The organism is Nostoc commune NIES-4072, assembly GCF_003113895.1.
Lineage (GTDB): Bacteria > Cyanobacteriota > Cyanobacteriia > Cyanobacteriales > Nostocaceae > Nostoc > Nostoc commune.
In genome coordinates this window covers 1,803,076-1,817,330 of record NZ_BDUD01000001.1, presented here as the reverse complement: position 1 = coordinate 1,817,330, position 14,255 = coordinate 1,803,076, and the positions used below count along the sequence as shown (strand labels likewise).

General features: G+C 36.7%; 17 protein-coding genes. 7 read left to right on the top strand and 10 right to left on the bottom strand.

Annotation, left to right across the window (positions count from 1 at the left end; all coding sequences use genetic code 11):
- The first annotated feature begins 110 nt into the window (after positions 1-110).
- Positions 111-809: a glutathione binding-like protein gene (locus CDC33_RS08170; RefSeq protein ID WP_109008064.1), complete on the top strand. Its 699-nt coding sequence runs from the start codon at positions 111-113 to the stop codon at positions 807-809.
- Between the two features lie 72 nt (positions 810-881).
- Positions 882-1,427: a GNAT family N-acetyltransferase gene (locus CDC33_RS08165; protein WP_109008063.1), complete on the top strand. Its 546-nt coding sequence runs from the start codon at positions 882-884 to the stop codon at positions 1,425-1,427.
- Here CDC33_RS08165 and CDC33_RS08160 read toward each other — a convergent pair.
- Positions 1,417-2,208 carry a helix-turn-helix domain-containing protein gene (locus CDC33_RS08160; RefSeq protein ID WP_109008062.1) on the bottom strand — a complete coding sequence of 264 codons (792 nt, stop codon included), beginning with the start codon at positions 2,206-2,208 and terminating at the stop codon, positions 1,417-1,419. The genes CDC33_RS08165 and CDC33_RS08160 overlap by 11 nt on opposite strands.
- A 256-nt stretch (positions 2,209-2,464) precedes the next feature.
- On the opposite strand from CDC33_RS08160, the gene CDC33_RS40240 reads away from it, so the two are divergent.
- The 5 genes from CDC33_RS40240 to CDC33_RS08135 all read left to right on the top strand — a co-directional run bounded on the left by CDC33_RS40240 (position 2,465) and on the right by CDC33_RS08135 (position 7,037).
- Entirely contained in the window at positions 2,465-2,752 is a 288-nt protein-coding gene (locus CDC33_RS40240; protein ID WP_244919172.1) for a hypothetical protein, read from the top strand.
- Positions 2,753-3,031: 279 nt separating this feature from the next.
- On the top strand, positions 3,032-3,445 hold the full coding sequence (locus tag CDC33_RS08150; RefSeq protein WP_146195789.1) for a hypothetical protein: 414 nt from the start codon (positions 3,032-3,034) through the stop codon (positions 3,443-3,445).
- 451 nt (positions 3,446-3,896) lie between these two features.
- Positions 3,897-4,130 (top strand): hypothetical protein, encoded by a 234-nt coding sequence (locus CDC33_RS08145; RefSeq protein WP_109008060.1) that lies wholly within the window; start codon positions 3,897-3,899, stop codon positions 4,128-4,130.
- A 9-nt stretch (positions 4,131-4,139) separates the two neighbouring features.
- A complete protein-coding gene (locus tag CDC33_RS08140) occupies positions 4,140-4,988 on the top strand; it encodes a lysophospholipid acyltransferase family protein (protein WP_109008059.1) in 849 nt (282 codons plus the stop codon).
- A gap of 714 nt (positions 4,989-5,702) precedes the next feature.
- Positions 5,703-7,037, top strand: a complete 1,335-nt coding sequence (locus tag CDC33_RS08135) for an MptA/MptB family glycosyltransferase (RefSeq protein WP_219930003.1) — start codon at positions 5,703-5,705, stop codon at positions 7,035-7,037.
- A 162-nt stretch (positions 7,038-7,199) separates the two neighbouring features.
- Here CDC33_RS08135 and CDC33_RS08130 read toward each other — a convergent pair whose 3' ends face one another.
- From CDC33_RS08130 to CDC33_RS08090, 9 genes are all read right to left on the bottom strand, one after another.
- A complete protein-coding gene (locus CDC33_RS08130) occupies positions 7,200-7,460 on the bottom strand; it encodes a MoaD/ThiS family protein (protein ID WP_100901683.1) in 261 nt (86 codons plus the stop codon).
- 120 nt (positions 7,461-7,580) lie between these two features.
- Positions 7,581-8,339, bottom strand: coding sequence for a Uma2 family endonuclease (locus tag CDC33_RS08125; protein WP_109008057.1), 759 nt, complete (start codon positions 8,337-8,339; stop codon positions 7,581-7,583).
- Between the two features lie 151 nt (positions 8,340-8,490).
- Positions 8,491-9,186 (bottom strand): dCTP deaminase domain-containing protein, encoded by a 696-nt coding sequence (locus CDC33_RS08120; protein ID WP_109008056.1) that lies wholly within the window; start codon positions 9,184-9,186, stop codon positions 8,491-8,493.
- Between the two features lie 26 nt (positions 9,187-9,212).
- The gene (locus tag CDC33_RS08115; protein ID WP_109008055.1) at positions 9,213-10,139 is read right to left on the bottom strand and encodes a nucleoside triphosphate pyrophosphohydrolase family protein; all 927 of its coding nucleotides are present in this window, start codon (positions 10,137-10,139) and stop codon (positions 9,213-9,215) included.
- Between the two features lie 108 nt (positions 10,140-10,247).
- On the bottom strand, positions 10,248-10,745 hold the full coding sequence (locus tag CDC33_RS08110) for a DUF1643 domain-containing protein (protein WP_109008054.1): 498 nt from the start codon (positions 10,743-10,745) through the stop codon (positions 10,248-10,250).
- Positions 10,746-10,790: 45 nt separating this feature from the next.
- A complete protein-coding gene (locus tag CDC33_RS08105) occupies positions 10,791-11,978 on the bottom strand; it encodes a nucleotide kinase domain-containing protein (protein WP_109008053.1) in 1,188 nt (395 codons plus the stop codon).
- 286 nt (positions 11,979-12,264) lie between these two features.
- Positions 12,265-12,945, bottom strand: coding sequence for a tetratricopeptide repeat protein (locus tag CDC33_RS08100; RefSeq protein WP_109008052.1), 681 nt, complete (start codon positions 12,943-12,945; stop codon positions 12,265-12,267).
- A gap of 317 nt (positions 12,946-13,262) precedes the next feature.
- A complete protein-coding gene (locus CDC33_RS08095; RefSeq protein WP_109008051.1) occupies positions 13,263-13,745 on the bottom strand; it encodes a DUF4365 domain-containing protein in 483 nt (160 codons plus the stop codon).
- A gap of 4 nt (positions 13,746-13,749) precedes the next feature.
- Complete coding sequence (locus tag CDC33_RS08090) at positions 13,750-14,235, bottom strand: DUF4365 domain-containing protein (RefSeq protein WP_109008050.1); 486 nt, start codon at positions 14,233-14,235, stop codon at positions 13,750-13,752.
- Positions 14,236-14,255: the final 20 nt, after the last annotated feature.

Genomic DNA, 14,255 nt, shown 5'->3' with positions numbered 1-14,255 from the left:
ACAGGTTTTAAGTTTTTGCCCCCTTTTTTTTCAAATTTTGTGAGAAATGCGAAAGAGGTGTCCGCACCATTGGCTTAAAAAACAATCGCACAATTTTAGGAAAAATAACCATGATTGATCTTTATTATTGGACAACCCCAAATGGTCATAAGATTACAATTTTCTTAGAAGAAGTCGGTTTGCAATATACCATAATTCCTGTGAATATTGGTGCTGGGGATCAATTTAAACCCGAATTTCTGAATATTTCTCCTAACAATCGCATCCCTGCGATTGTTGACCACGAACCAGCAGATGGAGGTGCGCCGATTTCGGTATTTGAGTCTGGTGCAATCTTGTTATATTTAGCAGAAAAAACCGGGCAATTAATCCCCCAAGATTTACGTAATCGCACTAAAGTTTTAGAGTGGTTGTTCTGGCAAATGGCAGGACTGGGGCCAATGGCCGGACAAAATCATCACTTTAACGCTTACGCTCCCGAAAAAATAGACTATGCGATTAACCGCTATGTGAATGAGACGGGACGCTTATATGGAGTGCTGAATAAGCAACTAGCAGATAGAGAATTTGTGGCTGGCGATTATTCTATCGCCGATATTGCTGCCTATCCCTGGATTGTGCCCTATGAACGCCAGAGTCAGAATCTAGAAGATTTTCCTAATCTCAAACGGTGGTTTGAGGCAATTAAAGCCCGTCCTGCAACAATTCGCGCTTACGAGAAAGCAGAAGCATTCAAAGCTCAAGCGATTGATCCTGATAAGTCACGAGATTTGTTATTTAACCAGTCGGCAAAGACTATTCAACCTTGAGCCTAATGAAATTGTCTTGTTATTGTAGCGATCGCTAAGTTAGCTCTAACCCCAGATCATCTTGTCGCAACTATGAGCAACGATTTCTCACTATCTTCCTTTCCTGAATTAGAAACAGAAAGGCTCCTTCTTCGTGAGACAACGTTGGAGGATGCTGAGGCTATCTTTGCTGTATTCTCCGATCCAGGCGTGACTCAGTTTCACGATCTTGATACTTTCACTTCTATTAAAGAAGCGATTGCTGTTGTTGGACGTAGAGCCAAGCGGTTTGAGCGAGGAGAAGGAATTCGCTGGGGAATCGCACGTAAGCAAGACAACGTTGTGATTGGTTCCTGTGGGTTTACATGGAACCCACAAGAACAGTCTGCTGAGGTCGGTTATGAGCTTGCCAATACTTTTTGGAGGCAAGGCATTATGACTGAGGCAGTGCGTACCATCTTGCAATTTGGGTTTGAGCAAATGGGTTTGCGTTTTATTGTTGCCCAAGTCATGCTGGACAACATAGCTTCTAAAAAGTTGCTAGAAAAATTAGGTTTTCAGAGTCAGGGTGTACTGAAAGAGTATCGCTTCTTCAAAGGGCAGTTTCACGATCTAGAGCAATTTGTGCTTAACAAATAAAAAAACTTGCAAGTAAATATTTTGCTCTTTCGACTCGACATTTAGTAATATATTGGTGAGGTGCTATTCCCATTGATTGCTTAAATAAGCTAGCAAAATAATGCGGGCTGATCTGTGCGATCGCAGCAATTTCTGCTAAAGACAAATTTTGGTCTAAGTTATCGTTGATATAAGCGATCGCTTCTTTTAATTTATGTTTTGGTAATCCATCTGTATATTCTCGAATAATGAATTTTTGCGTTGAATAACGTTTCAACAAATGCACCGCCAACAGATTTACTGCTGACTCTATATACAAGGAACTATCAAATCCACTATTTTCTATTTCCTGCTTGAGTGTCAGTCCAATTTGTTGAATCAGTGGATCGTGGGTTTGCAGTTGTTGTACAATTTCAACTGCATCAGCATTTACTGACTCGTAGGCAACACGAGTAATCATCGCTGGTTCAAGACCAATATGGATAAACCCTAATTCCTGTTCAAATTGTACTGCTGGAGAAATTTGATCAGCAGGAAAAATACCTACATCAGTTGGTGCATAAGATTTACTTTGCCAGTGCCCGTTAATTTTTAATTTGGCCTGAAACTCTCTAGTATAAATGGTAATAATGTTCTGAAAAGGCGAGGTTTCAGGGAGTTGATAGTTTAACTGGCGATGATAGGCAAAATAAAAACCATTCCAACCAGCGACTGGGCTGGAGATAATTAAAGGTTGGGGAAGGAATTGTTTTAGTTTGTCTGGTTGGGCGGCATTAATTCTAAAAGGCTGCTCTATTTGCATGACGATTCGCACGCTTTTTTTCTATATATAAATTAGCTTAGAACGGGAAATAAAATTTACTGAACAGTAACTCTCTAAATACCATTTTTAATTTTAGATTTTAGATTTTGGATTGGAAATCGCTTACTGGATCTGGGTTTTCTCTGTCCATTTGTCGCAATCATTTTTAAAATTGGTATTATTTCTCTAGCCCTTCCCCTTCTACAAAAAGTCTATTCTAGAAGTGCGAAAACTCAAACTACAGGAGAATATAGCAGTGGGTAGGTTAGCAACGGACATCGCAGGCAAAACACCTGTCTCATTAGGACTGTTGGGCGCTGCTGCTTTCATGGTGATTGCTGATGCACGAGTAATTGATCCCCTACTGCACATTATTGCCGACGAGTTTAGAGTCGGTGTTGGTAGTGCTGCGGTGATTATCTCCGCATACACGATTCCCTACGGGCTATTTCAGTTAGTATATGGCCCACTAGGCGATGCCTACAGCAACTCCTTCGGAGAACGCATCGGCAAACTTAAGGTAATTACAGTGGCAGGCGACTAGGTGAAATTGGTTTAATGGGAGTGGGAGGGGGCTCAATGTCTATCAGCTTCTTAGCGATCGCATTATTCCAGAACTGGATGCTGTTTATCCCCTTGAGTATTTTAATGAGATTGGGCTTTTATATGATGCACAGCACCCTCCAAACCTAAGCCACTGAGCTTTCCCCAGAAGCACGAGGCACTGCTGTTTCGCTGTTCGCCTTCAGCTTGTTTTTGTAAAAGTTAAATAAGGAGAATCATCATGAATTCATTGAAGATGTTCATCAATCCCGCAAAGATTTTGGCATTTGCCCTGTCATTTGTTATATTCTGTTTTTCTACATCAGCAATTGCAGCGCCAAGCACTTCTCCTACCTTAATTATCACGGAAAAAGCTCAAATTACTGGAGGAAAGTTTAGTATCGACACAACGACACCAACTCCTTTGCCAGCTACAACAGTTATTCGCTCTGCTAAACTTTTTTTACCGGCTGGTGAAACTGGAACAATTAATAAAATTAAAATTACTGGATCAAATGGACTTGAATTTGGTTGTCAAGATATTAAGGTAAAGGATGGTGTTGATTTAATTAAAGCCTGTGGTGGCCCTGCTGTTTTAAATGCAGGAGGAGCGATTACTTATGTAGCTGAAGGCAGTGGTTTTGCACCAGAACTAAATACCAGCCTAACAGTTGTTTTATCGGATAATTTTTAGACACCAGTTTTAACCGAAATTACACTCACAAGTCTCGTAAATAAGTCGATCTAGTTTTTATTCCAGGCACAAATTATCTGAATCAGTTTCAGGACTCAATATTTGTGCTTGGAATACATGACGCTATATAGACTTCTTGCATAAGTCGGGAAAAGGGGAAAAGTTCTGTATTGTCCCCTTCCCCTTTAACCTTTAACCTTTACCCTTTTCCCCCTCTTGCAAAAGTGTTTTTTGCAAGAGGTCTTATCTAGTGACTAAAAGAGACATCCCATAACCCGCAACTAGGGTGATTACCTGTGTAGAATAACTACGTGCATACTCCAAAATGTAATTGCGCTAATCAAATCATCACATACCGTTGTCATGAGCTTTTTGGTATTAACTAGGCAATAAAAACCCAAACTATGTAAAAATGAATAGGGAAAATGCATCCACCAAGGTAACTTAAAATATGGACGCTCCTTTAAGGAGATTCTTGGCTGTTGGGCAAGACCGAAGTTTGTTAAACCTTAGAAGATCACACTTACTACAGAAAGTCAAATACCAAGCAGAAGTAATTAAGTTGGAATTAGCTGCTGTTAGAGAAGAAACTGACTTAAAGTATTTAGACAAATCAGGTTTTGTGCATGGAGCAAATCTGGTCATACCTAACAAAGGATTGTTTGACGTTTCCCAATCCTGTTAGAATGCATCGATGTCAAAAAAACAACATTTCTTAAACAAAAAACCCGGTTGGTCTTTGGATGAGCGAGATCCAAAGTTCATAGAATCTCTGATGCCCCTGTTGGGCTTTTTCTATCACTACTATTTCCGAGTTAAAACTAGTGGCTGGGATAATATTCCACCCCAAGAAAAAGTCCTATTTGTCGGTTCGCATAATGGGGGACTCGCAGCTCCCGATATGACAATGATGATGTACGACTGGTTCCGACGATTTGGTGTGGAACAACCTGTTTATGGTTTAATGCATCCCAAGGTTTGGCAGGTTAGCCCGCCACTAGCGCAACTGGTTGCTAAGGCTGGAGCAATCATGGCTCATCCGAAAATGGCTTACGCTGCCTTGCGCTCTGGAGCGAGTGTGCTAGTTTATCCAGGTGGAGCCGAAGATATCTTCCGACCGCATTATTTACGCAACAAAATCTACTTTGCGGGGCGACAAGGATTTATCAAGTTAGCGTTGCGGGAAAATGTGCCGATTGTCCCTGTGATTTCTTGGGGCGCTCACGATACGCTGATTATACTGGCTGATTGCTACAAAATTGTGCGGCAACTCCACGAATGGGGGATGCCTTGGCTGTTGGGGATTGATCCAGAAGTTTTTCCGATCTATCTTGGACTGCCTTGGGGATTAGCAATTGGCCCGTTACCCAACATTCCATTGCCTGTGTCCATGTACACGCGGGTTTGTCCGCCAATTGTATTTCAACGCTATGGCCCTGAAGCAGCCAGCGATCGCTACTATGTTAATGAATGTTATGAATTAGTTGTTAGTCAAATGCAGCAAGAGTTAGATGACTTAGTAAAGCTAGCTACTAAGTCCTAAAGCTATTGAGTAGAATTGGCACGTCCAACTTCTAACCAGTTTGATTCCAGACGAGTAAGGACAGCAGGAAAATTATCTTGCCAACGCTAACAAGTGCAAAAATTATTGAGTGCATTTTTCAATTAATTGAATTACACCACTCCCCATTATTTGAAAAGTGATCCATAAACCAATATCTAATATATTCGCCAAAAATAGAGATATATAGTATATTGATTAAAAAAATTGCTGCTCCTTGGAGAAAAAGTTTTTGGTTTTCTGAATGTTAGTTGATGCTTGATAACAGGTTTAAAATTTTACATACCAGATATTTCAATTAGCATAGTGATTATGTGGGCAAAGAGCAAAATATATGCCAAGTATTTGCAACTATAATTTACCTCATACTCAAAATAGTTGAAATGCAGAACTGACAAGGACTTTCAAACTTAATTTCCATTTTTTGCAAGGATCTTAGCTTAATGCTGCCAATACCAATCCCTGCTAAAGTAATTGAAGATGTTCAGTTTTACTATATAACTTTATAGTACTATTGACATAAACCGCATCTACCTTAAAAACGGTAGTTTATTGGAATTAGGAAAAAGCTCAAAACTCAAACCAGGACTGAAAAATCTAGATGTCAAATAAAATAGACGGGGTTTAGACGCATTTAATTGTATAGAATTAAATGACAAATAAACTTATATTTTGATAAGACAAGTAAAAACTTTATTGAATAATTTTTGGATGATTATGCTAAATATTGATAATTATAGCAATCATAAAAAAAACCAAATATTGTTAGGTCTTGCGATAGTATTATCATTAATATTGTGTGTGGAATTAGCAATTAGAGCTTATTCTTTTAATCTTGAGGCTTTAGCTAATTCCACAGGTCAATATATACCTGATTTTTCTAAAACTATTAATAAAATAAGAGTAGGTATAGAATACCGTTGTTTAATTATTATATATATTATATGGCTAATAATAAACAAAAATAAAAAAAGAGATATAAGTTTTATAAAAATCCTAAAAAATAGTTCATTCTTTTTGTTAATTGCCTTCATAAGTTATCCAATAACAACTGATATTAATCTATACGTACATTATGGTTTGATGTATTTAAATGGAATTAATCCTTTTATTAATGCTGCAAGCACATTTACATCAAAGTTGTCTCCATTCCTAGTTTGGAAACAGACTTCAACTTATGGGCCTATATCTCAACTATTTTTTATGTTTTCCGCTATTTTCGTTGCAATTACTCCAATTTTGGGAATTTATGTATTTAAATTAATATGTCTTTTGTTCCATATATTAAATAGTTCCTTAATATGGCAGCATTTAAAAAAATCTCCTCATAAAGCTAATATAACAATTGCATATTTAGTTAACCCATTTTTGCTGTATGAACAGGTTACAAATGCACATATTGATATATTAATTTCTACAGCTTTAATTATTTTAATAATATGCCTCAAAAACCATAATTATATAGCTGCAATTGTTACAGCTTGGATTGGTTTTTTTATTAAAACATTACCAATTATTTGGTTGCCTCTAATCTTTGTTTATTTGATTAAGCAACAACGTTGGAAAATTATCTTTAGTGCTGTTTGTATCTCTTTAGGTATAGTTTGTGCTACTTCTATTATAGCTTTACCTACAATCGATGCTTGGAGAAGTCTTTTAAATCCTGGGGTTGGAGAAAAAGTAGGCGATTCATTATATGCTTTGGTAAAGAGTTTATTAAGTTTGAAAATTCTAAACTTTTCTCTAAGTTTACAACATACTTTATACTCAATAATTAAACCTATAATATTTTCTATATTTGTAGTTTCTTATTTGATTATTCTGGTAAAACCATATTGGAAAAAAAATTATTCCGAAACTAATCTTAGTATAAGTATAGGATGGGTTACTTTAATATTATTTATGTTTGCTGCTCCTTGGTATTGCTCTTGGTATTCTTCTGTGCTGCTGGGAGTCGTAGCTTTAAACATACATTCAAAAAGATTTGCAATTACTAGCATTGGATTCTGCATTATAAGTGCTATTGCTTAGACGGTAGTTTTTCACTCTCCCCCCTAAAACAAGAGTTTGCAGTGAAGTAAAGTAGGGATTAATATGTATGCTAATGTAAAAATAAATCAAACTGCAACGCAATAGTCATTAATTATGAGTTAGAAGTTTTTAATTTTTAACTCCTAACTTCTAACTTTTTTGCTAGCCGCCGCTTACTGGTGGAATCAGGACGACTTCATCCCCATCTTGTAGTAGGGTATCTGGTTCAACAAATATTAGATTAATTCCAAAGCGGGTGATGTCTCGCCATTGGGAGAGTTCGGGGTGTTCAGCTATGAGGCGATCGCATACTGTTTTTACTGGGATACTATTGGGAAATTCCAGCACTAGTTCCGAAACCCTGAAGGCTTCTTGATAAGCAGCGAACAATTTGACGGTAACGGTGATTGCAGATTTAGACATACAACATGCTTTGGCAGTACCAGCAAGTAGTTTAATACTTGACAAGCACCCTGAACTCTTGGGCTTAATTATACATTACTAAGTACATGATTTCATAAGTTCATAACGAAAAAATGTTTCTTAATCCAACATTTCTGGGTCAATTCCTAAAGCGTTGAGTTGTTCAAGAGAGAGAGTACGCAATTTCTCTACAATTCTCTCCCGCTTTTGTCGCTCAATTACAGCCCGTTCCTCACCTGTTAGCAGTAAATTTCCTTGTGCATCCCACCAGCGCAACCAAGGTAACTCTGCATTCTGATAAAATCCTTGCCAGATTCCTAACTCTACCCCCATAGGAGCAATTGGGTAATGTCCTCGTTCATTGGGTTTCATCAATTGATAAGTATTATCCACTAAATGGTAAACTTCCACTTGCGCTTTTGCTACTTCATAAATTCCATAATAAGGCACTCGAATTGCCTGCTCATAAACCCAAAATTTACCAACATTCCCACCATCCCGTTGAGATGGCGGTGTGTTATCTCGTTCTTCTGAACCATCTCCAGAGACAAATTCCAGCACAATCAAGGGTGCAACATACTCCTTCCACAGCACATAAGAACGCCGCATTTTACCGTCAAGGGTCGGTGGTACATTGGGTACATAAAACCAGTCTGGTGCTTCAGCCCCTTTCTCAGGAGGATTTGTCAATCGCCAGTAAATACCAGAATCTTGTCCAATACAATATTGACCGTCAGGATGAAGTTGCTCTAAAACAGGTTTAATTGAATCTGTAATTAAAATGCTTTGCGGATGCTCCTGAAGATTTTTCACGAATGTACCATTTGAGTCTGGTAACTGGGTGTGATCAGGTAAAGTTAATGCCGATAGGGAAGTCATATACACAAACAAGATTATATTTGTATTTTATTTATTATCCTGAATAAATCTAACAAACTTTGTTGTGCTAGACGGCTTTATGGTTGTAAGTTTTGCACTTATTGGGTGTAAGTATATAGCAACAGTTTGAATTCATTGCAGCAATTGAAAATTAATAGATGACAAGAGAAGATTTAATCATATTGAGTAATGGCTGTATAAATATATCCACTATTGGCTTTGCAAAAGCAAGTAAAACTCCAATAGTAATCGTCAATACTAAAGTCTGTTTAATAGAATAATTCTCTACTTTTTTCTCCAGATCATCCAAACGTTTTACCAAAGAAGGAAGAGAAGCAACTGAATCAGGACTATTCATTAAATCAGTGGGAATTAAATCATAACCTAGCTTCTTTCGTGGCTTATCATCATCTTTATCTAAATCTGCATACCATATAGAAAAAACTTTCTCACCTCTCCCTATATGAAGGTGAAGAGGCCCAGCATTATAAACAGCAAAAATTAGTTTACCGCTATAGCCTGGATCGACATGAAGACCTGAAACATTAATCAGCCCCTTTGACTTAAATTTAAATTTAATCGAAATAAATGCAAGTGCATTATTAGGAACTTTGACTTTTTCAGAAGTTATCAGAAATGCAAACTGTCCTGGAGGGATAGGAACAGTTTCTTTATCACTAAGAATAATTTTTTTGCGTTCTTTCAGAGGTGTATCAGGAAGGGCTGAAATATAAACTTCTTCTCCTAAGCACAATTCGTATGATGCAGACTGAATTTGATCCTCATTAAATGGTTCAATTAAACTGGGAAGACGAGAACTCAAAGTTTGTGATGACCAAAAACTCATTTATTTTCCTGCAAGATATCGTTAAGTTAATGTTTTATCTCCACGGAGGCTGAACACAGGCTAGACTTTTTCAAATAGGTTATCAAGCGTGCATCAAGGTCAACAACTACCCTTCCTCCCCGATTTTTCTCTACCTGTCGCCAGACATCATAGCCCATGAGAATTGCCTTCTCCCAATCACCTAGCGAACATTGAGAAACTTCTAAATGGGATGTCATATTTTTGATAGTCTTCAATAGTTGGTAATCTAATGTTGAAACGCCTTCTAAGAAACCGTGATTTTTGGCATAGCTAAATACGAGCGCTGATATACCTTCCTCAATAGCTACTGCACGACCGCCGTCTTCAACTTCATCAATACTAGAATTACTTTTGCGCTTACGTTTAAGCATACTACGAGTGATAACTGACCAACCTAAAACTGCGGCGTAGGAAAAATGAAAAACATCATGAAAGCGGTAGCCATCGCTTGTATAAGAATTATCGGTGAGGTCATTTCCAATCTGTTGTTTGTTGATAAATGCCTTCATTTTGATTGAGTTATCTTTGCTTATCTCCGTAATTTCTACTTCAAATTGCCGTGGTAAACTTTCATTTTCAGGAAAATCATTGTCGAATATGTAGGTTGTAGCTATATCATCTATTTGTGCTGAATCTCTCCATCCCCAACGGTCACGGCACTTTCTCAAATTATCTTCCGCAATTTCTTCCAAATTAAGGTTAAACTTGCTTGCCAAGTTAGAAATATACCAAAGCATATCTCCCAATTCTTCTGCGATGCCTTCTTTAAATAGTTTGTGTGCTTCACCGTCACGTAAATGTTTTTTATACTCAGTCATCAATGAACCAACTTCACCTACTAAACCTAATAGCGGTATAATTAATTCAGTACCTTCCACAGCAGGAATCTGGTCTGTGCTCAGTGCTTGTATTTGATACTCAGAAAAATTCATAACAGACATCTCCAATTTGAAAATTGCTGATTATAGTGATTCTCTGAAGGATGAAATATAAATCTGATGATGAATAAAAAGTATTGCCATTATAAAATTAAGCTATATTTATAGAGAATCACTAGGAAAAATAATTGGTTGTGTACTAACTGAAAGACGTAACGGATGGTGTGGGTATCCATACTTTGTTAGAACTAGGCAGTAAAAAGGTTGTTTATCAGAAATTAGACTTAACACTTCTTTTTCACGGTTCTGAATTCTGGGATATTTCCCCGCACCCCATGCCAAAATAATTAAGGCAGCGCGTTTTGTTGCTACTTGAATATAGCAGTTATTTTTTGGCCCCACAGGGTCATCTACTTGGCAAAGTTCACGGGGGTTTGTAGCACAATAAGCAAATAGATTAACTACTTCAAGAGAACCATATTTCCAAGACTTAGCAAAGTTAATACATCTAGTGAGAGTGTGATCATTTTTCTTATCATCGGCGGTACTTGGATTAAGCATCACAAAAGTAACTTGAGGTAAACTTATATCCCATTTACGCCGCAGTAAGTAGCGATACTTTCTAGTGATGTCGAACTTAGCATATCCTTTTATGTCCATGTATTTTACTCTGAATTACTGTGGATTTATAAAGAGCCGCTTATCTTAAAACAGGCACAACTGTTCATGTTTTTCCATCTCTGGATTTTGTAAAACTTTTGATTTTTTTCTCTGAGTCTCTTGTTCAGATTTTTTATATTGTTTTGATACATGATTTGCAACTTCAGATGTTGTTTTTACCTGAGAATCTAGCTCCAAAGATAATTGCTGACAATTACTATTATTTAATAGTTGCAAATTAGTAATCTCTAATGTTGCCAATCTCTGTGCTAAAGTTTCTTGGACTTTATCATTAATACACCATTTGGGTGGATAAAAATAATCAATTGATTGAGGACTTGAAGTAAATTTCGATTTTATTTTTTTGCGATTACTTTTCAAATCAGGAAATGCTGCTCGGCAGTATTTATCAGTTTCACAAAAAAGATTTTGACAGTCTATAGCCTGTAGCGGACGACCCCAGAGTGATTGAAAGTTTAACTCTAATCGTTGAAACTCTCTCTCTTGGTTTTCAGTCATCCAATGAATTATATCAGTATATGTTTTACCATCTGTATCAACGAAACACTTGCTAATACCACGTTCGGCTCCTGGGCCTGCTATAGTAAAACTGTTTTCGTCAAAGTTGATAATCTCACTATAATTAATATCTGTCGCTAATTGATAAGCCATAAACTTACCTAGCAATGGATATTCTTGAATAAGCTGAAAAACGTGTTCAAATTTTTTAGCTTTGACTATGCGATTGACTACTCTATCTTGGACAACCATTTTGTCGATTAATGCCAAATGATTCTGGTGTTTTTTATCATAACCAAACTCTTTGCTGGCACAAGACATATATGCACTGGTATAAATGACATATCCAAGATTCATAGCCTCTTGTAATATATCTGAGTACACATTGGAGTCAAAATTAGACAGTGTAATATAGTCTCCTATTTTGTTTTCTAAGTATTCCCATGTTTCTATTTTATTAAAAATTTTAAATAGTAGAATCCGTAAAATTACTTCTTCTTGATTTTTGCTCCTATTTTCATCGTAAATTACGTTTTTGATCAGATATTGTGAAACGCGATCACTTGCTCGATATGCATTACAAAATTTATAAGTATTAATAATGGGGTCACTCGTCCAGGGCGGTGGTACATTGTTAATTTTTTTGAAAAATACTTCCTGGCGCATAGCAGCAAATCGCCAATAAGTATCAAAAATTTCTTGTCTTACTTGCATACACGCTTCTCCTGGTTTGTCGTCATTAGTTTCAAACCTTCCTTAATTATGAGGTACTAATCAGAGCTATTGGGTTTAAGCTCAAAACCCCGATTGTGATATATCTTGAGAATCAACGAGTAAAAGTAATTCCAGCAGAAATAATTTTATTCATACAATATAGGGTAGGCGATTTTGCCCACCCCATACAGATTTTAAACAGTTCTGCGAGATATTCTCATCACCGCAATTTAGTCAACACACTGAAAAAATGTAACATTAAAGTATCCACAGAATAATGTGATTTTCATGAAACACTAGGATCATCAGCAGTTTTGATCTCTCGCAAGATTCTTTCTACTTGGTTAACTTTTTCACCTCTATTCTGTTCTTTGAAGATTTTTAAAGCTTTTTCTAAAGAAGATAGCGCTTCATCTTTTTTATTTGTTTGCCACAATGCCAGCGCAAAATTAGTCAGTCCTTCGGCATAATTAGGATTAATTTCTAGAGCTTTTTTATATTCACTAATGGCTTCTTCCCAGCGACTTTGGCTTGCGTAAACCATACCCATCGCATTGTGAGCGAGAGCGTATTTTGGCTGAAGGCGAATGGCTTCTTGATAAGAGCTAATTGCTTCTTCTGGTTTCTTTTGCCGAAAAAGTACATTTCCTAATTGAAAGTGTCCGAAGGCATCGTCTGGGAATTGTTTAATGAATTTGCGTAAATTTTCCTCTGCACCTGTCAACTCTCCCTGATTAAATAAAGCATTAGCTTGTTGCAACATCTGCGATCGCTGTGATGGCCCTGTGTCTGAAAACTGTGCTAGTTTTTGTGGTTGTCTCTGTGCATACTGTTCAGACGAATCCAAAGAAACTTTTGCAGGAACCGCTAACACTAATGGTGATAGACCAATTACAGTGATGATACTCAGCATCATGCCGCTAAAAGATTGAACAAATGCTGATTTCAGTTTGCGCTTTACGTTCATCGCCCTGAATGCCTCAATAATGTTCTATTCTTATAATAATGTGAGGATGCATTAGTAAGTCTGCAATCCACTAAAAAGTTTGTCAATAGGCTGACTGCACGGTGTAATTAAAATTTTAGGTACGGGCGATCGCGCCTATTTGTTTTATAAGAATAAATTTGTATGTGCATACTTATGTATTATTTAGGAATCCGGTTTGATTTATGAAAATATACGTAGGATGTGTTAGCACAGAGAGTACGGCATCAAACTCGTGTTCATAGTGCGTTACGAACTCCGTTCTAACACACTCTACAATACTTAATTTCGTTCAAAAATCAAATAGTAATCCTATTTCTATGATCGTACCAACTATTTATACTTGAAATAATATTAGCTATTTCTTTGTCATCAAGGTTTTTCAGTTCATCATCTTCGTTAAAGTGCAATTTAAATTGCTTTTTTTCATCTATTTTAGGTTCTAAAATCCATTTATAATAACCTTGATCGTTTTCTAAAATAAAGAAAAATAAGCAAACGGGAAATGGTAAATCTTTAAATTTTTCTAGTCTACTCAACCTATTTTTGTCTAGCTTTAAAATATCATTATGCTTCTTTAAATTAGATGTAGAATCTGTTGCTTTTACTTCAATACCAAAAAGTCTTCCAGTATAAACTCCATCTTTGGTAATTGTGATTAAAAAGTCTAATCCTTGATTTGGTGTTGGCTGAGAAATAATCAAGTCATCACGACGAGTTAAGTAAACAATGGCAAGAGATTCTGCCCGTCTTTCAATATACCAAGGTGCTGTGGTTTTCATTGTTTTATCTCCAGTCTCGATCGGTAAATTTGGAAACTAAGTGATTAGTATGGTATCTGCTCCAAAAATCATCAACTTCCTGCCATAGCAGTTCTCTATTTTGTTTGATAATTTTAAATTGGGTAGAAAGGCTTGACATAGACTTAAGACTTTCACCATTTGCAGAAACCATGTAACCTACCTCTTGAATTTCATCAATACCTACTATATAAGTTGGTGCTGGATAAGATGCTAAACCAATTACATTTTCTTGTCGTACTTTCACTTTTAATCGATTATATTTTTTAGTATAACCTTCTCTTGTTGTTTTAACTTGTACAAAGAAATAAGGAACAGATTTACCAGACCCTACCAACTCTACAATAAAATCAACATATTGCCATTTGTCTCCTAAAAACTGCGGCTTGAAAATAGGGCCAGCATGAGAGTGAAATTCCGTCATTAATACTGTAAAGATTGCTTCGCCTCTTTGCCCTAATGCATCTCTCATTTATAGACCTATTTTAATTG

What these genes read in the sequence shown, in the direction of transcription:
- CDC33_RS08170 (WP_109008064.1), top strand. Translation starts at nt 111, where the DNA reads ATGATTGATCTTTATTATTGGACAACCCCAAATGGTCATAAGATTACA.
- CDC33_RS08165 (WP_109008063.1), top strand. Translation starts at nt 882, where the DNA reads ATGAGCAACGATTTCTCACTATCTTCCTTTCCTGAATTAGAAACAGAA.
- CDC33_RS08160 (WP_109008062.1), bottom strand. Translation starts at nt 2,208, where the DNA reads ATGCAAATAGAGCAGCCTTTTAGAATTAATGCCGCCCAACCAGACAAA.
- CDC33_RS08145 (WP_109008060.1), top strand. Translation starts at nt 3,897, where the DNA reads ATGGACGCTCCTTTAAGGAGATTCTTGGCTGTTGGGCAAGACCGAAGT.
- CDC33_RS08140 (WP_109008059.1), top strand. Translation starts at nt 4,140, where the DNA reads ATGTCAAAAAAACAACATTTCTTAAACAAAAAACCCGGTTGGTCTTTG.
- CDC33_RS08130 (WP_100901683.1), bottom strand. Translation starts at nt 7,460, where the DNA reads ATGTCTAAATCTGCAATCACCGTTACCGTCAAATTGTTCGCTGCTTAT.
- CDC33_RS08125 (WP_109008057.1), bottom strand. Translation starts at nt 8,339, where the DNA reads ATGACTTCCCTATCGGCATTAACTTTACCTGATCACACCCAGTTACCA.
- CDC33_RS08120 (WP_109008056.1), bottom strand. Translation starts at nt 9,186, where the DNA reads ATGAGTTTTTGGTCATCACAAACTTTGAGTTCTCGTCTTCCCAGTTTA.
- CDC33_RS08115 (WP_109008055.1), bottom strand. Translation starts at nt 10,139, where the DNA reads ATGAATTTTTCTGAGTATCAAATACAAGCACTGAGCACAGACCAGATT.
- CDC33_RS08110 (WP_109008054.1), bottom strand. Translation starts at nt 10,745, where the DNA reads ATGGACATAAAAGGATATGCTAAGTTCGACATCACTAGAAAGTATCGC.
- CDC33_RS08105 (WP_109008053.1), bottom strand. Translation starts at nt 11,978, where the DNA reads ATGCAAGTAAGACAAGAAATTTTTGATACTTATTGGCGATTTGCTGCT.
- CDC33_RS08100 (WP_109008052.1), bottom strand. Translation starts at nt 12,945, where the DNA reads ATGAACGTAAAGCGCAAACTGAAATCAGCATTTGTTCAATCTTTTAGC.
- CDC33_RS08095 (WP_109008051.1), bottom strand. Translation starts at nt 13,745, where the DNA reads ATGAAAACCACAGCACCTTGGTATATTGAAAGACGGGCAGAATCTCTT.
- CDC33_RS08090 (WP_109008050.1), bottom strand. Translation starts at nt 14,235, where the DNA reads ATGAGAGATGCATTAGGGCAAAGAGGCGAAGCAATCTTTACAGTATTA.